At 70.0% G+C, this 20473-nt stretch carries 14 protein-coding genes; 7 read left to right on the forward strand and 7 right to left on the reverse strand.

Annotation, left to right across the window (positions count from 1 at the left end; all coding sequences use genetic code 11):
• Positions 1–48: 48 nt before the first annotated feature.
• Complete coding sequence (locus tag ACFV9C_RS28615; RefSeq protein WP_380198481.1) at positions 49–504, reverse strand: adenylyltransferase/cytidyltransferase family protein; 456 nt, start codon at positions 502–504, stop codon at positions 49–51.
• 40 nt (positions 505–544) lie between these two features.
• On the reverse strand, positions 545–1768 hold the full coding sequence (locus ACFV9C_RS28620; protein WP_380198483.1) for a glycosyltransferase: 1224 nt from the start codon (positions 1766–1768) through the stop codon (positions 545–547).
• A gap of 76 nt (positions 1769–1844) precedes the next feature.
• Here ACFV9C_RS28620 and ACFV9C_RS28625 point away from each other — a divergent pair, with 76 nt between their 5' ends.
• Together ACFV9C_RS28625 and ACFV9C_RS28630 are read left to right on the forward strand one after the other, a co-directional pair.
• Complete coding sequence (locus ACFV9C_RS28625) at positions 1845–3551, forward strand: right-handed parallel beta-helix repeat-containing protein (protein ID WP_380198485.1); 1707 nt, start codon at positions 1845–1847, stop codon at positions 3549–3551.
• A gap of 130 nt (positions 3552–3681) precedes the next feature.
• Complete coding sequence (locus ACFV9C_RS28630; RefSeq protein ID WP_380198487.1) at positions 3682–5286, forward strand: right-handed parallel beta-helix repeat-containing protein; 1605 nt, start codon at positions 3682–3684, stop codon at positions 5284–5286.
• On the opposite strand, the gene ACFV9C_RS28635 is transcribed toward ACFV9C_RS28630, so the two are convergent.
• Positions 5283–6659 carry a mannitol dehydrogenase family protein gene (locus ACFV9C_RS28635; RefSeq protein ID WP_380198489.1) on the reverse strand — a complete coding sequence of 459 codons (1377 nt, stop codon included), beginning with the start codon at positions 6657–6659 and terminating at the stop codon, positions 5283–5285. The genes ACFV9C_RS28630 and ACFV9C_RS28635 overlap by 4 nt on opposite strands.
• 13 nt (positions 6660–6672) lie before the next feature.
• A complete protein-coding gene (locus ACFV9C_RS28640) occupies positions 6673–7662 on the reverse strand; it encodes a LacI family DNA-binding transcriptional regulator (RefSeq protein ID WP_380198491.1) in 990 nt (329 codons plus the stop codon).
• Positions 7663–7789: 127 nt separating this feature from the next.
• Between ACFV9C_RS28640 and uxaC the strand changes: the two genes are divergently transcribed.
• Both uxaC and ACFV9C_RS28650 read left to right on the forward strand, forming a co-directional pair.
• Positions 7790–9202: a glucuronate isomerase gene (gene uxaC, locus ACFV9C_RS28645; RefSeq protein ID WP_380198493.1), complete on the forward strand. Its 1413-nt coding sequence runs from the start codon at positions 7790–7792 to the stop codon at positions 9200–9202.
• A 29-nt stretch (positions 9203–9231) separates the two neighbouring features.
• Positions 9232–10743 (forward strand): right-handed parallel beta-helix repeat-containing protein, encoded by a 1512-nt coding sequence (locus ACFV9C_RS28650; protein ID WP_380198495.1) that lies wholly within the window; start codon positions 9232–9234, stop codon positions 10741–10743.
• Here ACFV9C_RS28650 and ACFV9C_RS28655 read toward each other — a convergent pair.
• Positions 10729–12000, reverse strand: coding sequence for an O-antigen ligase family protein (locus ACFV9C_RS28655; RefSeq protein WP_380198497.1), 1272 nt, complete (start codon positions 11998–12000; stop codon positions 10729–10731). The two genes, ACFV9C_RS28650 and ACFV9C_RS28655, sit on opposite strands and share 15 nt — an antisense overlap.
• Positions 12000–13604 carry a Wzz/FepE/Etk N-terminal domain-containing protein gene (locus tag ACFV9C_RS28660; RefSeq protein WP_380198499.1) on the reverse strand — a complete coding sequence of 535 codons (1605 nt, stop codon included), beginning with the start codon at positions 13602–13604 and terminating at the stop codon, positions 12000–12002. Before ACFV9C_RS28660 ends, ACFV9C_RS28655 begins: the two co-directional genes overlap by 1 nt.
• A gap of 167 nt (positions 13605–13771) precedes the next feature.
• On the opposite strand from ACFV9C_RS28660, the gene ACFV9C_RS28665 reads away from it, so the two are divergent.
• The 3 genes from ACFV9C_RS28665 to ACFV9C_RS28675 all read left to right on the forward strand — a co-directional run bounded on the left by ACFV9C_RS28665 (position 13772) and on the right by ACFV9C_RS28675 (position 19217).
• The gene (locus ACFV9C_RS28665) at positions 13772–16000 is read left to right on the forward strand and encodes a LamG-like jellyroll fold domain-containing protein (RefSeq protein ID WP_380198501.1); all 2229 of its coding nucleotides are present in this window, start codon (positions 13772–13774) and stop codon (positions 15998–16000) included.
• 132 nt (positions 16001–16132) lie between these two features.
• Positions 16133–17662 (forward strand): fibronectin type III domain-containing protein, encoded by a 1530-nt coding sequence (locus ACFV9C_RS28670; RefSeq protein WP_380198503.1) that lies wholly within the window; start codon positions 16133–16135, stop codon positions 17660–17662.
• Positions 17663–17717: 55 nt separating this feature from the next.
• On the forward strand, positions 17718–19217 hold the full coding sequence (locus ACFV9C_RS28675; RefSeq protein WP_380198505.1) for a fibronectin type III domain-containing protein: 1500 nt from the start codon (positions 17718–17720) through the stop codon (positions 19215–19217).
• On the opposite strand, the gene ACFV9C_RS28680 is transcribed toward ACFV9C_RS28675, so the two are convergent.
• A complete protein-coding gene (locus ACFV9C_RS28680) occupies positions 19204–20472 on the reverse strand; it encodes a hypothetical protein (protein WP_380198507.1) in 1269 nt (422 codons plus the stop codon). The genes ACFV9C_RS28675 and ACFV9C_RS28680 overlap by 14 nt on opposite strands.
• Position 20473 lies beyond the last annotated feature (1 nt).

The following is a 20473-nucleotide window of genomic DNA, read 5'->3' on the forward strand; positions in this document are numbered from 1 at the left end:
AGGTCGAGCCCCATGACCCGCCGCGACGGAGTCGCGGCATCAGCGCCGTCATGCGACGGAGCTGCGCGACTGCCGCTGGTCGATCGCGGCGCGCAGGATCGGGCTGCGGGACTGCCGGCCGGCGGGCAGCACGGTGATCAGCCCGGCCGGTAGCCCGGCCAGCTCCGCGACCCCCAGCACGCCGTCCGCGGCACTCGCGGCGAACACGGTCTGTACCCCCAGCACGCCGGTCAGCCGGTCGTCCCGGACGGCGTCCACGGCAACGACCTCGTCGACGCAGCGCAGGTGCCCGACGATCTGCGCCCGCTCCAGCTGCGGCACGAACGGCCGCGCGCCCCAGGCGTCCAGCGCCCACTCGTCCGACAGCACCGCGACCACCAGCCGGTCGCAGAACTGCCGCGCGCGCTCGAGCACGTCGACATGGCCGACATGGAACAGGTCGAAAACCCCGGCAACGCATCCGATCCGCGGCAAACTGCCTTCCCCCAACACGAACTCCCGCACTCTCTCCAGCCCGACGCCGCCCCCTGCGCCTGGCGTGACTTTATACCGGGCGGGCACGACCCGCCCAACGTCCCGTGCTCGACCTGCCGCGGGCGGTGTGCCGGGCGATCGCATCGGTGTAGATCCTTTCCGTGGCCACCAGGTCACGCTCCGGGGTGAAGCGCTTCAGGTAGTCCTCGCGGGCTCGTTCGCCGCAGGCTATCGAAGTGACGGGATCAGCCACCAACCCGATCGCCTTGCGCAGTGCTTCCGGATCGCCGGGTTCGGTCAGCGCGCCGGTGCGGCCGTCGTCGACGAGCTCCGCGAGCGCCCCGAGCCGGGACGCGACCACCGGCACGCCTTGTGCGAAAGCCTCCACGACCACGAGTCCGAACGTCTCATACGAACGGGCCGGTACGACGGCGGCGCGCGCGGATCGCAGTACTTCCATGCCGTCCGCCCACGGTAGTTGACCGAGCACCTGAATCGACAGGTCCGTACGGGCCCGTTCCTCGGCCGCTGCGCGCAGCGGACCGTCGCCCACGACAACCAAGCGGCCGAGCCCGGAATCCCATGCCTGCAGGAGATCCGCGAACCCCTTGTCCTCGCTCAACCGCCCGAGGAACACCACCGCGTCACCCGCTCCGGTCCGTACCCCGGCGGGATGCGGTACGGCGTGCGGCTTCACCACGAACCGCTCCGCGTCGAACCCGGCGGCGATGTACCGGTCCCGGACGAACCCGGACGGTACGACGAACATGTCGACGTACCGCTGCCACGTATGGAGCGTGTTGTGCACGCCGATGCTGGTCGCCAGCGGCAGTGTCTGGACGCGCGACTCGCGGTAGCAGCCGTGCTTGACCGCCGCGAATGGCAGCTTGCCGATGCAGGATTCGCACGGGCGCCCGTCGCGCTGCAGGACCGCGTTCGCACAGAGCAGCCGGAAGTTGTGCAGGGTCGCGACAACGGGAAGGTCCAGCCGGTACGCCGCCCGCAGTACAGAGGCGCTGAACAGCGGGAAAGTGTTGTGCACATGCACCACATCGGGCCGCTGCGCTTGCAATAGCTGTGTTAAATCGCGTTCCGCCGAAAATGACCAAACGGAACGAAACGGTAACAGTGCGCGATCTTTTCGGCCCATACCGGCGATGTCATCGCTGTTCCGCGCGTAGAGGTCGATCTCATGGCCGGAGTTCCGCAACAAATCAACTGTTTGAGCAACAACGGTGTTCTCACCACTGGGTTGACCGGTCCGGTAACGGTTGTGCAGCATTGCGACCCGCATGGCACTACCTTAAGTCCCGCGGTAACTACAGCCTGGTCTCGCCCGCTCCCAGGAGAGTGCATTGAGGAAGTGGTGGTTGGCAGCGCTCCTCGCTGCTGGTGTCGCCGTGGTCGCGGTCGCCGTGCCGGTGATCGCGAACGAGCACAAGGCGACGACGACGGCGCGGTTCCAGGAATCCGAGCAGGCCGCGGGCCGGGTGGTCCCGTCGCATCGCGCCGGCGCCACGCCCACGACGCCCGCCGGGCGCCCGACCGGCCGGCCAACGGCCGCGCCGACCTCTGCGCCCTCCTCGAAGCCGGGATCGCACCGCACCGGTAAGCCGGGCAGTACGCCGACGACCGCCAAGCCGACGAAGCCCGCCGAGCCGAAGGTCCCGAAGCCGCCGGTGGTCAGCTCGGAGAAGGCCGGGCCTGCCGCCGCCGGTCCGTGCGTCGGCGTGGTGATCAATCCCGGGCAGGACGCGCAGTCGATCGTCAGCTCCAAGCCCGCCGGTACGACGTTCTGCTTCGCCGCGGGTGTGCACCGGATCAGCAGCACGATCCGGCCGAAGGCGAACCAGGTCCTCGCGAGTGCGCAGCGCGCCGTACTCACCGGGTCCGTTCCGTTGCGCGGGTGGGTCCGCTCGGGATCGGCGTGGGTCGTCCGCGGGGCGCTGCCGGCGGCGTACGGCAAGAGCGGTGAGTGCGAGGACAACAAGGCGAACATCTGTTATCTGCGCGAGCAGCTGTTCCTCGACGGTGCGCACCTGACGCGGGTCGCGAGCGTGTCCGCGGTCCGGGCCGGCACGTTCTACGCCGACTACGCGGCGAACGCGATCTACCTCGGCAGCAGCCCGTCCGGGCACGACGTCGAGATGTCGAAGACCGCCACCGCGATCGAGTCGAACGCACGCGGTGTAGTGGTCCGCGGGCTCACCATCGAGCACTTCGCCAGCGCACCGCAGGCCGGTGCGCTCGTCTCCGGTCCCGCCTGGAAGGTGACCGCGAACGACATCTCCTGGAACCACGCGGTCGGCGTGATGCTGGTGGACGCGGACAACACGGTCGTCGACAGGAACCTGATCCACCACAACGGGCAGCTCGGCCTCGGGCAGTACAGCTCGGCCGCCGCGAACGTGACCCGCAACGTGGTCAGCTCGAACAACACCGACGGCTTCTGGATCGCCGACTGGGAGTCCGGCGGCATCAAGTCGACCCGTTCGTCCGGGACCGTGAGCGGCAACGTGATCAAGGCGAACAAGGGCATCGGGATGTGGGCCGACGTCGCCGACGACGGCCGGTCGATCGTCGGCAACCAGATTGCCGGCAACGCCGCGGACGGCATCCGCTTCGAGATCAGCCGGAACGGCACGATCGAGGGCAACACGGTCACCGGCAACGGCTTCGGCACCGGCCGCGGCTCCGGTACGTCGCTGTGGGACGGCGGCGGGATCAACGTCAACACGTCGACCGGCGTCACGATCAAGGGCAACCGGGTCGCGGGCAACGTCAACGGCGTGACGATCCAGTCCCGGACCCGCGGCAGCGGCCCGTGGGGGACGTACCTGCTCCGCGACGTCCAGGTCAGCGGCAACACGATCGAGATGACCGGCGGCACCCAGGCAACCGGAATGGTCCAGAACTCCGGCGCCGAGGTCCCCAGCGGCGAAGTGGTGTTCAGCGGCAACAAGTACGTACTCGACAGCCTCGGCACCCAACGGTTCGCGCGCTTCGGCACCAAGCTGACCGCGGCCGGCTGGCGGCAGGCGGGGCTGGACAAGGTCGGCAGTTTCCTCGCCAACTGACCGCTTGCCTTTCGCAACATATTTGTGCGCTACGTATTGCCATGACTACGTGACGTAGGGGTAACCTGCGTAGCGAAGCCGCGCCATGGGGGGTGCGCTCAGGGCTACCTGTGCCACCGGAGGCTCCGCTATGAAGACCGCATTTCTGGCAGTCGTTGTCGTCGGCACCGGCCTGGTTGCCGTCGGCCCGCTACCCGCGAACGGCACAGCGCCCGACGTCGGCGATCAGGTCGTCGGCCTGCTGACCGGCGACGACCAAGCCGTCGCCACGCCGCCGAACGACGGCACGTTCCGGACCGGGCCCGCGTTGGCGCCCGCCTGCGACGGCATACCGATCGGCACCACCGACGACGCCGCGGCGATCGTCGACGAGGCACCCGCCGGTACGACGTTCTGCTTTAGCGCCGGCCTGCACCGGATCCGCGACACGATCCACCCGAAGGCCGGCCAGGTCCTCGCCAGCGACGACGGCGCCGTACTCACCGGGTCGGTCCGCCTCAACCGCTGGGCACCTACCGCCACCGCGTCGCATGCCGCCTGGGTGACCACCGGCGTACTGCCGCCGGCGTACGCGCAGACCGGGCAGTGCGAGGACGACAAGGCGAACATCTGCTATCTCCGCGAGCAGGTATTCCGCGACGGGCGGCACCTGACCCGGGTGGCGTCCCGCGACAAGGTTGCCCCCGGCACCTTCTACGCGGACTACACCGCGAACGCCGTCTACCTCGGGGACAGCCCGGCCGGGCACGCGATCGAGATGTCGAGTACGCCGACCGCGATCGAGCCGGGCGGGAACAACGTCGTCGTCCGCGGGCTGACGATCGAGCACTTCGCGACTCCCCCGCAGTCCGGCGCCGTCGTCCTCGGGCTCGGCTGGCACGTGTACGCGAACGACATCGGATGGAACCACGCCGTCGGCGCGATGCTCGTGAACGCCGACAGCGCCGTACTGGAGAGGAACCGGATCCACGACAACGGGCAGCTCGGGGTCGGGCAGTACAGCACGCTGAAGGGCACGATCGCCGCGAACGAGGTCAGCGGCAACAACACCGACGGCTTCTGGATCGCGGACTGGGAGTCCGGTGGGATCAAGACCACCTGGTCGTCCGGCGGCTCGGTCGCCGGCAACCTGATCGCGGACAACCTGGGCATCGGGCTGTGGAGCGACGCGTACGACGACAGCCGGACGTTCGCGAGCAACCAGATCGTCGGCAACGCGGCGGACGGGATCCGCTACGAGATCGGCCGCAACGGCGTGATCGCGAACAACGTGGTCAGCGGCAACGGTTTCGGCACCGGCCGCGGCTCCGGTACGTCGCTGTGGGACGGCGGCGGGATCAACGTGAACACGTCGTCGAACGTCCAGGTCCGCGACAACGTGGTGGCGAACAACGTGAACGGGATCTCGATCCAGTCCCGCACCCGCGGCTCCGGCCCGTGGGGCCAGAACCTGCTCCGCGGCATCGTTGTCTCCGGCAACCAGGTGACGATGCGCGGCGGCACCACCGCGACCGGCATGGTGCAGAACTCCGGCGCGGCGATCCCTGCCGGCGCGGTCACCCTGAACGACAACCTCTACATCCTCGACAGCCTGACCGCGGACCGCTTCCAGAAGACAGGCCAGTGGTACACCGCCAAACAGTGGCAAACCACCGGCCAAGACACGTCCAGCATCTTCACCCTCGGCAAAGCAGTCCTGACCCCCACCGGCATCCTCACCATCCTCCCCAGCTAGTGAAGCAGGGCAGTCGTGTGGGTGATCAAAAGATCCCGGAAGAGGGTTGAGTCGCGGAGGTCGGGGGTGAAGATGGTTTCTACTGAGAGGAGGGCGTCTACCAGTTTGGTGGGGTCGGTGAGGCCGGCGACGGTGGATTGGAGGCGGGGGGCCTGGGGGTCGTCTAGGTCGGGGGTGCGGAGGAGGTAGACCATCCAGGCGGCGACCGCGAGTGAGATCGTGCGGGGTTCGGCGCCGGCCGTGAGGCGGTCGCGGACGGTGCCGAGCATCCGGACCGGGAGCTTCACCGAGCCGTCCATCGCGACCTGGCGGGTGCGGTGCTTCAGGGCCGGGTTCTCGAAGCGCTCCAGCACCGTCGCGCCGTACGCCGGCAGGTCGAGGCCGTCGGGCGGTGTCAGCGTCGGGATCACGTCGTCGGTCATCAGCTGCCGGGCGAGGCCGCCGAGCTCCTCGTCACGGACGGCCTCCGCGATCGTCTCGTAGCCGCGCAGGGCGCCGAGGTACGCGAGCATCGAGTGGGTCGCGTTCAGCATCCGCAGTTTCGCCTGCTCCCACGGTGCGACGTCGGCGGTGAGCACCGCGCCGCCGCGTTCCCACGCGGGCCGCGGGCCGGCGAAGTCGTTCTCGATCACCCACTGCAGGAACGGCTCCGCGACCACGACCGCCTCGTCGCGTACGCCGAGCATCCGGGCCGCCTCGTCGCGGTCCGCATCAGTGGTCGCCGGGACGATCCTGTCCACCATGCTGGCCGGGAACCGGCTGGCCTCGAACGCCGGCGGCACCTTGCCGAGGGCATCGAAGTAGTCCGCCACCAGCTTCCGCAGGAACGGGCCGTTGGCCACCAGGTTGTCGCAGGACAGGATCGTCAACGGCTCGTCCCGGCGGGCGAGCGCCGCCGCCAGCTGGCCGACGACGGTCAGCGGCGGCCGCCCGGCCAGGTCGGCCTGGATCTCCGGGTCGTCCAGGTCGAGCCCGTCGCCCGCGGCCCGGTACCCCTTCTCGGTCACGGTCAGCGTCACCACCGACACCGCCGGATCCGCCATCCGGGCGACCACGGCCTCCGGGTCCTCCGGCGCGGTCAGAACGTCGCGGATGCTGCCGATCACCTGAATCGACGGGTCGCCGAGGCCGCGTTCGAGCACGGAGTACAGGCCGTCCTGCGGCGCGAGCTGGTCGCGGACCATGGTGGAGCGCTGGCTCACCCCGGTGATCCCCCAGCGGGTCTCGCCGGTCGCGACCGCCGCGCGTTCGGTGACGACGGCCTGGTGGGCGCGGTGGAACGCGCCGATCCCGAGGTGCACGATACCGACCGACACCGCGGTCGGATCGACCGCGGGGGCGACGGGCAGGTTGGTGAGACTCAGCCTGGTCAAGCGTCACTACCTTTCATTCTGAGGGTGCCGGTCCGGTGGAGTCCCGGACGATCAGTTCCCCGTGCAGATCGCCGTGGGTGGTGGTCGTGGCATCCGGGTCGTCCAGGAGGGTGAGCAGCAGCTCGACCGCGAGCCGGCCCGCCTCCTGTTTCGGCAGCCGGACCGTGGTGAGCGCCGGCCGGGCCATCCGGGACATCGCGATGTCGTCGATGCCGACCACGCTCAGGTCTCCGGGCACCGAGATGCCGCGGCTGTGCAGCCGGGCCAGCAGGCCGATCGCGACCAGGTCGTTGTAGGCGACCACCGCGGTCGCGCCGGTCGCGGCGACCTGGTCGGCGGCCGCCATGCCGCCCTCGTACGTCGGCGCGAAGTTGCCGACCGGGGCGAGCTCGACGTGCTGTGCCTGGACCGCGTTCCGGAGGCCGACGCCGCGGTGCTGGGTGGACCACGACGAGGCCGGGCCGCCGACCCAGGCGATCCGGCGGTGGCCGAGGGCAACGAGGTGCGCGACGGCCTGCCGCATGCCGTCCTCGTTGTCGTAGTTGATCCCGGGCAGGCCCCGCACCGCGCGGTTGACCAGGACGACCGTGGTGTCCTGGGCGATCGCGGCCAGCTCCTCGTCGCTGCCGCGGGGCGAGCACAGGACGACTCCGTCGACCTGCTTGGACAGCGCCCGGACCAGGCCCGACTCGGCGGTCTGGTCCTCGTCGGTGTCGGCGACGAACACCGCGACGTCGTACCGGCGGGCGCGCTCCTGCACGCCTTTGGTGAGGCTGGCGAAGAACGGGTTGGCCAGGTCCGGCACCACCAGCCCGATGGTCCCGGTGCGCCCGGTGATCAGGCCGCGGGCAGCCCGGTTCGGCGCGTACCCGAGCTGCTCGACGGCCGCCGCGACCCGGGCGCGGGTGGCGTCGTTCACCATGCCGGGCAGCGACAACGCACGCGACACGGTCGAGGCCGACACTCCGGCCAATCGCGCCACATCCCTGATCGTCGCTGCCACACCCATCTCCTCTACCGGTCCGCTTGAGTCTGCAATCGGTTGCACTCTGTGTCAAGAACCCGGGTATTGTGCAGGCTGCCCCCGGCTGCAATCCTTTGCAGTGCCGTTTCAGCTGACTGGAGGACAGATGCCGAAGGCCCTGCAGCCCCACCCGGACCGCGCCCTGCCGGCCGGACCGGCGCGTGACGTCGCGCGCCGGATCCATGACTCGACGAAGGACCTGCCGCTGCTCTGCCTGCACGGCCACGTCGACGTCGGGCTGTTCGCCGCTGACGCCCCGTTCGGCGACCCGGCCGAGCTGCTGGTCGTCCCGGACCACTACGTGACCCGGATGCTGGTCTCCCAGGGTGTCTCCCCCGACAAGCTCGGCCTGCCCCGCCGGGACGGCAGGCAGACCGCCGAGCCACGCGAGATCTGGCGCGAGTTCTGCGCCAACTGGCACCTCTTTCTCGGTACGCCGAGCCGGTACTGGCTGGAGCACGAGTTCGCCGAGGTCCTCGGCCTGACCGTGCACCCGTCCGCAGAGACCGCCGACGAGCTGTATGACCAGATCATGGCGCGGCTCGCGGAGCCGGAGTTCCGCCCGCGCGCGCTGCTCGACCGGTTCAACATCGAGCTGATCTCCACCACTGACGCGGCCACCGACGACCTCGCCCAGCACGCGAAGCTCGCCGCGGACCTGCCCGGCCGGGTGGTCCCGACGTTCCGCCCGGACGCGGTCGCCCACGTCGACCGGGACGGCTGGCCGCAGCTGATCGCGCGGCTCGGCAAGCTGGCCGACGTCGACACCACGACGTACGACGGGTTCCTGGAGGCGCTCCGGCAGCGGCGGCAGGCCTTCGTCGCGGCGGGTGCGCGGGCCACTGATCACGGTCACCTGAGCGCGGCCGCCGTACCGCTCAGCGATGCCGAGGCGGCCCGGATCTACGCGGGGGCGTTGAAGGGCGACGTGACCGCGGAGGACGCCGCTGTGTTCGCCGGGCACGTGCTGTTCCAGTTCGCGGTGATGTCGGCCGAGGACGGGCTGGTCATGCAGCTACACCCCGGCGTACTGCGGGACCACGACCCGGCGATCTTGGCGACGTACGGGCCGGACCAGGGGCACGACATCCCGGTGGCGACCGAGTTCACCCGGTCGCTGCGGCCGCTGCTCGAGCGGTTCGGGCACGCGGACGGGTTCCGGCTGGTGCTGTTCACCGTGGACGAGACGACGTACTCCCGGGAGCTCGCGCCGCTGGCCGGCGTGTACCCGGCCGTCCGGCTCGGGGCGCCGTGGTGGTTCCTGGACAGCCCGGACGGCATGCGCCGGTTCCGCGAACTGGTGACCGAGACAGCCGGGTTCTACAACATGTCCGGCTTCGTGGACGACACCCGTGCGTACCTGTCGATCCCGGCGCGGCACGACCTGGCCCGGCGGATCGACGCGGGGTACCTGGCCAACCTCGTCGTACAGCACCGGCTGGACGAGGACGACGCGCTGCAGGTCGCGAAGGCGCTCGCGTACGACCTCGCGAAGGACACGTACCTGTCGAACAGGTAGTCTCACGCAATCTTGCCGAAGGGATTGCGATGAGGCGTGGGGCCGTCGCGGCTGCTGGTGCCGCGGTGTTGCTGGTGTCCGGCTGCTCGGGCAAGGGAGCCGCTCCCGAGCCCACACAGGTCGTGACCGTCACGGTGCCCACCGCTCCCCCGGCCGCGGCCGCCGCCGTACTCGGACCGACAGGCCCGAGTACGGCGAAGCCCTGCAGCGGTACGGCGATCCCGGTCGGCACCGACCCGCAGCCGATCATCGACGCCGCCCCGGCCAACACCACGTTCTGTTTCACGCAAGGCGTGCACCGGCTGTCGAAAGCGATCCAGCCGCGGACAGGGGACACGCTCGGCGGGCGACCAGGTGCAGTGCTGAGTGGGGCTGTCAGCTTGACCGGCTGGACGCGCACGGGCACCAGTTGGGCGGTGCACGGCGTGCTGCCACCGGCGTACAAGCTCAAGGGCCAGTGCGAGGACAACAAGACGAACCCGTGCCAGCTGGGCGAGCAGCTGTACCTCGACGGCAAGCATCTCACCCGCGTGATGAGCCTGCCCCAGGTGAAGCCCGGCACGTTCTACGGCGACTACAACACCAACGTCCTGTACGTCGGTGACGACCCGACCGGGCACCTCGCCGAGATGTCGCGCGCCCAGACCGCGATCGCGAACACGGCCGAGAACGTGACCGTCACCGGCCTGACGATCGAACACTTCGCGAGCCGCCCGCAGGCCGGCGCGCTGCAGGCCGGTCCTGGCTGGAAGGTGCTGTCGAACGAGGTCCGCTGGAACCACGCCGTCGGCATCATGGTGAGCCAGGGCGACCGCGCCGAGGTCAGCCGGAACACCGTCGCCGACAACGGCCAGCTCGGCATCGGGCAGTACAGGTCCGCCGAGGTCCGGATCAGCGCGAACCTCGTCACCCGGAACAACACCGACGGGTTCTGGATCGCGGACTGGGAGTCCGGCGGGATCAAATCCACCCGGTCCTCCGGCGAGGTCAGCGGCAACGACATCGTCGCGAACCGGGGCGTCGGGATGTGGAGCGACATCGCCGAGTACGACCGCCGGATCACCGGGAACCGGATCCGCGACAACGCGGCCGACGGGATCCGGTACGAGATCAGCTACGCCGGCGTCATCGACCAGAACGTCGTCGAGCACAACGGGTTCGGCACCGGCCGCGGGTCCGGCGGCACGCTCTGGGACGGCGGCGGCATCAACGTCAACACGTCGTCCGACGTACAGGTCCGCGGCAACCTGATCAAGGACAACCGGAACGCGCTGTCGATCCAGTCGCGGACCCGGGGCGACGGACCGCGCGGTACGTACGTCCTGCGGAACGTGCTCGTCGAGGGCAACCTGATCGTGATGACCGACCCGTCATCGACGCTCGGTGTGGTGGAGAACAAGAAGTCGCCGACGCAGCCCGGCGCGGTCACGTTCCGCCGGAACAGCTATCAGGGCGCCGGCAAGTTCGCGTACCACGGCAAGTCGCTGACCTGGTCGGAGTGGCAGCAGTCCGGGTTCGACAAGGACTCAGTGAGCAGCTGATCGTCTTCGATGGCGCAGCCGGTCGGCGTCGCAGATCGCGGCGGCGACCAGCAGGTGCAGCGTCATCGACGACAGGTCGGACAGCCCGCTCTCGTTCAGCGAGGCGACGGTGACGTAGCCGAGCAGCACCGCGCCGCAGGCCCTCACGTACGGCGTGGGCGCCCGGAGGACCGAGATCCACGCGACGATCAGCGCGACCGCGACGATGGCGACCGCGAGCAGACCGGTCTCCCAGTACAGGCTGAGCCAGCTGTTGTCGATCGCCATCACGCCGATGTTGCCCTCACCGGTCAGCAACAGGATCCGCTTGTTGCCGAGGCCGTGGCCGATGATCATGGTCTGCGTCGACACCTTCTCGTCGATGACCGCCTGCCAGCTCGTCGTCCGGCCGCTCAGCGACGTGATCTGCTGCGTACCCTGGCCGCGCAGCAGCCAGGTGTGCAACGACCCGATCGCCAGGAACGCGAGCCCGAGCAGTCCGGGGACGACCAGGCAGGCGATCCGGCCGAGCCACGTCTTCCGGGTGACGATCAGCGCGACCACCAGCCCGGCCGCGACCGCCGCGGCCGCCGTCCGGGTCCGGCTCGCCGCGATCAGGATGCCGCCGAGCCCGATCAGCGTCACCGCGGGCAGTGTTGCCAGTTTGCGGCAGACCAGCCCGACCAGGGCGAGCCCGAGCATGATCGCGCCGACCTCGCCGACGCGCGGCGGCAGCATCGGGATGATGACACCCTGCAGACGGTATCCGGCGCCGAGCGTGCGCAGCGGCCGCCACGCCTCCGACGGCGAGTAGGCCAGGCTCAGTACGACGGTTGCCCCGAGCAACAGGTGTGCCCACAGGTGCGCGCGGACCAGCCGTTCCGGGACCCGGACCAGCGGACGCCAGAGCAGGAAGATCAGCACCAGCCCGATCAGGAACCGCGCCAGCCGGGTCAGCGGCCCCATCGGCTCGGCCAGCAGGAACGCCGTCGCGCAGGCGAACAGCACGTACATGACGTAGAGCCAGCTGGCCGGGTTCACCCGGGTCCGGAACCCGGGTTTGGTGGCCGCGATCGCCACCAGGAAGACCGCACCGAGCAGCAGGCCCTTCGCCATGCTGTTCGTGGATCCGGTGTCGCCCTGCGGTGAAGCCACCCGGGACGACCACGGCTGTACGCCGAGCACGAACAGGCACCAGAGCATCAGCCAGAACCAGGCCGGTCGCTCGTTCGCGTTCTCGACCGTGCCGGGGACGGGTGGCGCCAAGGTCGCGTGCATCAGTCCAGCGGCTTGTAGTTCAGCGGGATGCCCAGCGTCTCGTCCTGGCCGGACGTGCCGATCAGTACGACGCCCAGCACCGGGGCGCCGGCGAACTGCAGCGCGCCGGTCAGCCGCGCGACGTCCATCTCCTTGTCGAGGCCGACCTGGACGACCAGCACCGACGCGTCGACGGCCGCGGCGAGCGGCGAGATCCCGTGCCGGCCGACGGAAGCCGGGCCGTGGACGACCACGGAGTACCCCGGTGGCAGGTCCGCGACGATGCCGGGCACCAGCGACGGGCCGACCGCCTCGGCCGTCTCCTCGTGGTTGAGGCCGGGCGGCAGCACGTACAGGTCCGCGACCGTACCGGGCCTGAACAGCTTGCGGGCGCGGATCGCGCGGGTGGCGGCCGGCTCGTTGACCAGGTCCGTCAGCCCTTCGTGGCCGGTGAGGTGCGGGAGGACCGGCGTACCTTCGATGTCGGCGAGGACCAGCAGGGTCTCGCGGCCGTCGCGGGCGTTCGCCTCGGCCATCGCGAGCGCGATACCGGCGGAGTTCGGGGTCGGGGAGGCGGACACGACCAGCAGCGCGCCCGGGCTGCCGCCGGCGACCGCGCGCGGGTTCAGCTCCCGCCGCGCCAGCGCACCGCTCGCCTCGGCGCCGAGCGCGGTGATCTCGTACTGCGGGAGCTCCGGGGCGGACCGCTGCCAGAACCGGCGGCGGTGTCCCTCGGAGGCCGCCATCACCGGGGCGCTCGAGGCCCGCGCCGCCTGGTCCCGGGTCAGGATGTACGGCGTCAGGTGCGAGCGGAGCAGTGCGAGGCCGAAGCCGAGCACCAGGCCGAGGATGCCGCCGACGAGGATGTCGCGGGCAACCATCGGCGACGACGTGGCCGTGTCGGTGGTGGCCGGCGCGACCAGCTGGCTCGCGGCCCCGACGGCCGACAGCGCCTTCAGCATCGCGGCCGCGTCGTCGGCGGCCTGCCGGGCCTCGGTCGCGAGGCCGACCCGCTGGTCGCGCAGCGCCGCCGCGGTCTGGTTGTCGCCACGTCCGACGGCCTCGTTGATCTGGCTGACGAGGCTGCGGGACTGCGCGGTCGCGGTCTTCGACCGGGCCTGCGCCTGCTCGGCCAGGTTCGTGAGCAGGCTCTTGGCCTCGTTGTTGCGCTGCGTCAGGTAGGCCGCCGCGATCGCGTTCGCCCGGTCGACGGCCTTCTGCGCGGTCGGACCGTCGGTGCTGATCAGGTACGCGTTGTCGGTGACCGCCTTCACCTTGGTCGCCGCGGCCAGGTCTTGGAGGGTCTTGTCGTCGCTCGGCATCCCAAGGGACTTGACCACGGCTTTCAGCAGCGTCGGGCTGGCCATCACCCGGGCCTGGGTCTCGGCCGGCAGGTCCATGCCGAGCGGGCCGGTCTTGTCCGCGCCGGCGGACAGCTTCCCGACCAGGGCCGGCGGTACCGCGGGGCCGATCACCAGCTGACTGGACGCGGTCCAGCGCGTGGTCTGCGAGAGCGCGAACACCGAGCCACCAAGCAGCCCGAGGAACACGCAGCCCATGATCAGCCACTTCTGCCGCAGCAGTGACTGGGCGGTCTCCCGCCAGACCACAGTGCCCGGTTCCATGCAGTACCTCGCTCGAGTCGATCACGGCCAGCGCCCCAGGATATCCACAGGCCGCGGCGGCCAGGGCAGACGATCTCGCTCCGGTGCTCTACTCTCTGTCCGGGGGAGCTTCGGAGAAAGCTTGTGTACGGCGTCGTGAGGCGGCGCCGGATTGTCCTAGGGGGGACATGACGAAACGACCGCTGTTCACACGGCTGCGCCTTCAGCTGGGCATCGCCGGGACCGTGCTGGCCGTCGCAGGGACGCTGCTGCTCGCGCCACCGGCGCAGAGCGTGGAGGCGTCGCTGTCGGCGGTCGACAGCTCGAGCTGGCAGACCAACGCCAGCGTGCAGGGTCTCGCGGTCGCCGGCGGCAAGGCGTACGCGGGCGGGCGCTTCACCAGCGTCCGGCCGCCGGGCGCCGCGGCCGGCACCGGCGAGGTCGCCCAGGCGTATCTGGCGGCGTTCGACGCCGACACCGGCGCCCTGGTCACCGCGTTCAACCCGGTGCTGAACGGTCAGGTCTACGCGGTCGCCGCCTCGGCGGACGGCTCGCGGATCTTCGTCGGCGGCGACTTCACCACCGTCAACGGCCAGACCCGGAACCGGATCGCCGCCTTCGACACCGCCACCGGCGCCCTGGTCGCGAACTGGAAGCCCTCGGTCTCGTACCGGGTGAAGACCATCGCGGTGTCCGGGACGACGGTGTACTTCGGCGGCTCGTTCGGCCTGGTGAACAACTTGACCCGCAACCGGCTCGCCGCGGTCACCACCGACACCGGCACGCTGTTGCCGTGGGCGCCCGACGTGAACGGCGACGTGTACGCCGTGGACGCCGCCGACGACGCGTCGAAGGTGTACGCGGGTGGCCAGTTCAGTACGGTCAACGGCACCAGCCAGAACACCGTGACCAGCCTCGACCCGGTGACCGGCGCCGTCCTGCCGTTCCCTGGCGCGTCCGCCGTACCGCCACCGAACGGGTCCTGCACGACCCGGGTGAAGACCATCGACGCGAGCGGCGACACGGTGTACTTCGGCAACGGCGGTGACGGCGGCGGGTGCTTCGACGGCACCTGGGCGGTCGACATCGCGACCAACACGCTGAAGTGGAAGAACCAGTGCCTCGGCGCGACCGAGGCCGTCAAGGTCGTGAACGGCTGGCTCTACAAGGGCTCCCACGCGCACGACTGCGCCAACCAGGGCGCGGGCGGTTTCCCGCAGGGCTTCGACTACCGGTTCCTGCTGTCCGAGAAGCTGTCCGACGGCTCGCTCGGTCCGTGGTACCCGAACACCGACGCCGACCCGAACAGCGTGACCAACGTCGGCCCGCTGGCGTTCGCGACCGGCGGCGACGACCTGTGGGTCGGCGGCGACTTCCTGCACGTGAACGACGCACCGCAGCAGGGCCTCACGCACTTCACCAACGCCCTCCCCGGTGCGGCTCCGGCCAAGCCGGCCAAGTTGACGCCGTACAGCGTCCGTCCGGGCGCGGTGCAGATCAACTTCCCAACCGTGGTCGACAACGACGACAGCACGCTGACGTACCGGCTGCTCCGCGGCTTCAGCAACACCACGATCGCCACCTGGACGGTCAAGTCGACGCCCTGGGACCGCCCGTGGATCCGCTACACCGACACCGACGTGACGCCCGGCGAGTCGACCAACTACCGCGTCGAGGTCACCGACGGCAGTACGACGATCCGCGGCAACTACTCGGACCCGGTCACGGTCGCCACGACCGCGTCCACGGCGTACGACCAGATCGTCAACGCGGACGGGCCGCAGACGTACTGGCGTCTCGGTGAGGCCGCCGGTGCGACGACGTCGGTCGACTCCTCCGGGCAGAACAACACCGGCCCGTTCACCGGCGTCACGCTCGGCGGCGCGGGGGCGGTCGCGGGCAACACCGCGATGACGACCAGCACCACGACCGGGCGGATGGTCGGCGCGAAGGCGTCCAGCATGCCGCAGCAGTTCACGGTCGAGGCCTGGGTCAAGCAGAGCGGGCTCAACCGCGGCGGCCGGATCATCGGGTTCGGCAACGGGAAGACCCAGAGCACCGCGATCAACGACCGGATGCTGTACATGCGGACCAACGGCTCGATCGTGTTCGGCGTCAACGACGGCTCACAGCGCACCTTGACCAGCCTGTCCGGCAAGAACGACGGCAACTGGCACCACGTCGTCGGGACGTACGACGACGGCGCGATGAAGCTGTACGTCGACGGCGTACTGAGCGGCAGCGCCCAGGTGGGACAGGCGTCGCTGTACTACGGATGGTGGCGGGTCGGCTACGACAACAACAACGCGTGGCCCGGCGGCGGCGCCACCCAGACCGGGATGGGCATCGACGAGGCGGCGGTCTACCCGTACGCGTTGACCGGCGCTCAGGTTCAATCTCACTACGCGGCCAGGTGAAAAGGCTTCTCTAGCACAAAGTCATAACGCGAGCAGGAGACCCGCTTCCGGTGGGCCTCCTGCGGCGCTAGTGTCCGACGCTGGTGCGTGATGAGGCACGCGCTGTAGGACCCCGCCTGTGTTAGGACACAAATGAAGAAGTTAGTGCTGGCCGTTGTCACCGCTGCGGCCGTTCTGGCCGCTGCGCTGATCCCGTCGGGACCGCCGGTGCAAGCGGCGACCCCGGGCTTCGCGTCGGCGGTGTCGGCGATCAAGCAGACCTCGTGGCAGACCAACAACAGCGTGAACGCGCTGGCGATCGCCGGTGACACCGTGTTCGCCGGCGGGCTGTTCACCAGGCTGCGGCAGCCGGGGATGGCTTCCGGGCAGGCGCCGGAGACCAAGCGTTCGTACGTCGCCGCGTTCAACCGCAAGACCGGTGCGCCGACGGCCTTCGCGCCGGTGCTGAACGGCCCGGTGTACGCGATCGCCACCAGCCCGGACGGGAAGTGGGTCGTGATCGGCGGCGACTTCACGATGGTGAACGGCGTCCGGCGCAGCAAGATCGCGATGTTCTCGGTCGCCACCGGCAAGCTCGTCGCCGCCTGGGACCCGGTGGTCGCGGCGCGGGTGAAGGCGCTGGCCATCTACGGCAACAGCGTGTTCATCGGCGGGGCCTTCGGCAAGATCGACGGCGTGGTCCGCAACCGGCTCGGCGCGGTCCGGCTGATCCAGGGCGACCTACTGCCGTGGAACCCGAACGCCAACGCCGACGTGTACGCCGTCGACGTGTCCGACAACGGCACCCGGGTCTTCGTGGGCGGCCCGTTCAGCACGATCGGCGGCAAGGACCACTACTCGCTGGCGATGCTGAACAACACCACCGGCGCCGCCTTCGACTTCCCCGCCGCGGCCGCCATCCCGAAGCCGACCGCGACCTGTACGACGCGGGTCAAGGACATCGACACCCTCGGCGACAATGTGTACGTGTCCAACGGCGGCGACGGGTCCGGCTGCTACGACGGCGTACTGGCCGCCTCGGTGTCGACCGGGAAACTGCTGTGGCAGAACAAGTGTCTCGGCGCGACCGAGGCCATCAAGGCGATCGGCAGCTGGCTGTACAAGGGCTCGCACGCGCACAACTGCAGCTCGTCGCCGAACGGCTTCCCGGACGGCACCGGCACGCACTACCTGCTGGTCGAGAGCACGATCAACGGCAACCTCGGGCCGTGGTTCCCGAACACCGACGCGAACCTGAAGAGCACCACGAAGGTCGGCCCGCTGGCGATGGCCGGCACCGACACCGACCTGTGGGTCGGCGGCGACTTCCTGCACGTGAACGGCAAGCTGCAGGTCGGCATCACCCACTTCACGAACGCGCCCGGCGGCGCGGCGCCCGCCGTACCGAAGGCTCCGACGCTGACCGCGACGACGGCCGGCCGGGTGTACGTGAGCTACGCCGATTCGTACGACGTGGACAACCTGACGCTGACGTACAACGTGTTCCGCGGTTCGCTGAACATCGGGTCGACCAAGTACACGACGTACTTCTGGCAGCCCCGCAAGACCTACCAGGTCGTCGATCGCGGGCTGAAGCGCGGATCGACGTACGCGTACCACGTCGAGGTCCACGACGGCCGCAACATCATGAAGGGCGCCACCGCCTCGGTGAAGATCCCGTAACTGTCTCTTCCCGATCGACACCCTCAGTCGTAGCGTGGTGACTGGGGGTTCGATCATGGGGGCAAGACTCTTTGTTGCGTTGGGCATCGGTGGACTCGTACTGGGGGTACTCCCACCGGAGCCCGCGCACAGCACCGGAGCGAGGCTGACGGCTGTCGCGGCCGCGAGCTGGCAGACCGATGCCAGCGTGCTCGGCCTGGCCGTTGCCAACGGCAAGGTGTACGTCGGCGGCCGGTTCACGACCGTCCGTCCGCCGGGCGCGCCGCCCGGCACCCGCGAGGTGACCCGGACCTACCTGGCCGCGTTCGACGAACGCACCGGCGCGCTCGACGCCGCGATGAACCACGACCTGAACGGGTTCGTCTGGGCCGTGGTCGCGTCGCCGGACGGTTCCAGGGTGTACGTCGGTGGCGACTTCACCCGGGTCGACGGTCTGGTCCGGAACCGGCTCGCCGCCTTCGACACCGCGACCGGAAGGCTGGTCGCGAACATCGCGCCACGGGTGTCGTACCGGGTGAAGGCGCTCGCGATCGGCGGCACCAGCCTGTACTTCGGTGGCTCGTTCGGGCTCGTGAACGGCGTGACCCGGAACCGGGCGGCCGCGATCAGCACGGTCACCGGCGCGCTGCTGCCGTGGAACCCGGACGCGGACGACGACGTCTACGCGATCGACGTTGCCGACGACAACTCGCGGGTCTACCTGGGCGGGACGTTCGCCACGCTCCGCGGGAGGAGCCGCTGGGCGGTGGCCAGCGTCAACACGACGATCGGGGTGCTGCTGCCCTTCCCCGCTGCGTCCGCCGTACCGCTGCCGAGCAGCACCTGTGTCTCGCGGGTGAAGGACATCGAGACGTCCGGGAGCCGGGTGTTCTTCGCCGACGCCGGTGACGGCCGGGGCTGCTTCGACGGGACCTGGGCCGCGGACGTTGCCACCGGCAAACTCCTCTGGAAGAGCAACTGCCTGGGCGCGACCGAGGCGCTGGCGATGGTCGACGGGTGGCTGTTCAAGGGATCGCACGCGCACAGCTGTCCCGGTACGTTCGCCGACGGCAGCGGCACGCACTTCCTGCTGCTGCAGAACCCTGCGACCGGTGCCCTGGGCCCGTGGTTCCCGAACACGAACGGCGGGCCGCCGACGCTGGTCGGACCGCTCGTGGCGGCCGGCGGAGGGAGCGATCTGTGGGTCGGCGGCGACTTCACCGAGGTGAACGGCGCCGGGCAGCAAGGGCTGACCCGGTTCACCAACTTCGGCCCCGGCGCCGCACCGCTCAGACCTGCGGTCCCGACCCTGTCCCGTCCGGCGATCGGTCAGGTGCGGGCCACGGTCCGGGCCTCGCTGGACAACGACGACGTACGGCTCACCTATCGCCTGCTCCGCGGCACGGCGAACACGGTCGTGGACACCACCCGCGTCAGCTCCGCGTTCTGGTACCGCCCGAACGTCACACTCACGGACACCACGGCGCCGTCACGCAGCACTCAGGCCTATCGGATCGAGGTGTCCGACGGACATCACGTCGTACGAGGTGGTTACGCCATGGTCACTGTGCGCTGAGTCGACGATGGGCGGCGATGGCTCGGTGGGCCTCGTTCCACCACAGCAGCAACGTGGCGAACGAGGCGCCGGCCAGGCCCCAGGCTGCGCCCTTCGGGCCCCAGAGGTAGGCGCCGGAGACGCCGCAGACGATCAGGATCACCGACGAGATCAGCCGGACCCGCAGGCCGCGGGTCGCGGCGGTGAGGGCGCGGAGGATCGCGAAGGCGCCCGCGTTCGAGGCGCCGAGGGCCTGCAGCAGGATGACCGGGATCAGCACCGTGTGTGCCTGGGTCCAGACGCCCAGGCCGAGGAGTTCCCGGCCGACGACGGCCGGGAGCAGCAGGAAGATCGCGCCCCAGGCGAGCGCCCCGGCGCCGACGCCGAACGAGATCGCCAGTCCGACCAGCCACAACCTGCGGTACGAATGCTTGAGGGCGCGGGCCGCCTCGGGGACCGAGATCATCCGGATCCCCTGGTTCAGCACGTTGACCGGGCCGAGCAGGACCTGCGCGCCGCGGATACCCGCGGTGGCGACCAGGCCGGCGGCCGCGGTGATGCCGAGCATGTAGACCTGGATGGTGCCGGAGACCGCGAGCATCTCCCCGACGTACTTCGGGCTCAGGTCCCAGTTGCGTCGCACCCATTCGCGGATCAGCTGCCGGCGGGGTGCGACACCTGCCTGGAAGCGGCCGGCGATGGCGGCGATCACCGCGCCGAGTCCCCAGGCGAACGTGAGGGTGAAGGCTGAGGTGGTTCCGGTCAGGTAGAGGCCGGCGAAGATCGCGAGCATGGCGAGGAGCCAGATCAGGTCGTTGACGAAGGCTTTTTGTCCTTCGCCTACGACGAAGAAGGCCCAGCGCCAGGCGTCCTGGAGGAGGAGGCCGGGCATGGTCAACGCGAAGGCGAGCAGGACGCCCCTCGACGGAACGCCTGGAAACGCGGCGATGGCAAGGCCGACGAGCATGGCCAGCAGACCACAGAGCACGGCGGTTGCTGTGCTGGCTCGGACGGCTCGTTGCCAGGCGGGGGTGCGGGTTCCGGAGTAGCGGACTGCGAGAGGTTCCGTCGAGACGGCGCGGGAGACGTTCAGGGCGATGGTGTAGCCGCCGAACGCCAGTGCGTAGATGCCGAAGTCGGCGACTGTGCTGGAGCGGGCGACCACCACGCCGACGGCGAGGTTGCTGAGGCTCGACAAGCCCTGGTCCGCCAAACCCCAGGTGGCGCGACCGGCCGGACCGGCCAGCCGACGCAGCTTCGGCCGCCGGAACTTCACC

The sequence above is a fragment of the Kribbella sp. NPDC059898 genome (assembly GCF_042730855.1).
Classification (GTDB): Bacteria; Actinomycetota; Actinomycetes; order Propionibacteriales; family Kribbellaceae; genus Kribbella.

What these genes read in the sequence shown, in the direction of transcription:
- ACFV9C_RS28670 (WP_380198503.1), top strand. Translation starts at nt 16,133, where the DNA reads ATGAAGAAGTTAGTGCTGGCCGTTGTCACCGCTGCGGCCGTTCTGGCC.
- ACFV9C_RS28655 (WP_380198497.1), bottom strand. Translation starts at nt 12,000, where the DNA reads ATGCACGCGACCTTGGCGCCACCCGTCCCCGGCACGGTCGAGAACGCG.
- ACFV9C_RS28665 (WP_380198501.1), top strand. Translation starts at nt 13,772, where the DNA reads ATGACGAAACGACCGCTGTTCACACGGCTGCGCCTTCAGCTGGGCATC.
- ACFV9C_RS28660 (WP_380198499.1), bottom strand. Translation starts at nt 13,604, where the DNA reads ATGGAACCGGGCACTGTGGTCTGGCGGGAGACCGCCCAGTCACTGCTG.
- ACFV9C_RS28620 (WP_380198483.1), bottom strand. Translation starts at nt 1,768, where the DNA reads ATGCGGGTCGCAATGCTGCACAACCGTTACCGGACCGGTCAACCCAGT.
- ACFV9C_RS28650 (WP_380198495.1), top strand. Translation starts at nt 9,232, where the DNA reads ATGAGGCGTGGGGCCGTCGCGGCTGCTGGTGCCGCGGTGTTGCTGGTG.
- uxaC (WP_380198493.1), top strand. Translation starts at nt 7,790, where the DNA reads ATGCCGAAGGCCCTGCAGCCCCACCCGGACCGCGCCCTGCCGGCCGGA.
- ACFV9C_RS28675 (WP_380198505.1), top strand. Translation starts at nt 17,718, where the DNA reads ATGGGGGCAAGACTCTTTGTTGCGTTGGGCATCGGTGGACTCGTACTG.
- ACFV9C_RS28630 (WP_380198487.1), top strand. Translation starts at nt 3,682, where the DNA reads ATGAAGACCGCATTTCTGGCAGTCGTTGTCGTCGGCACCGGCCTGGTT.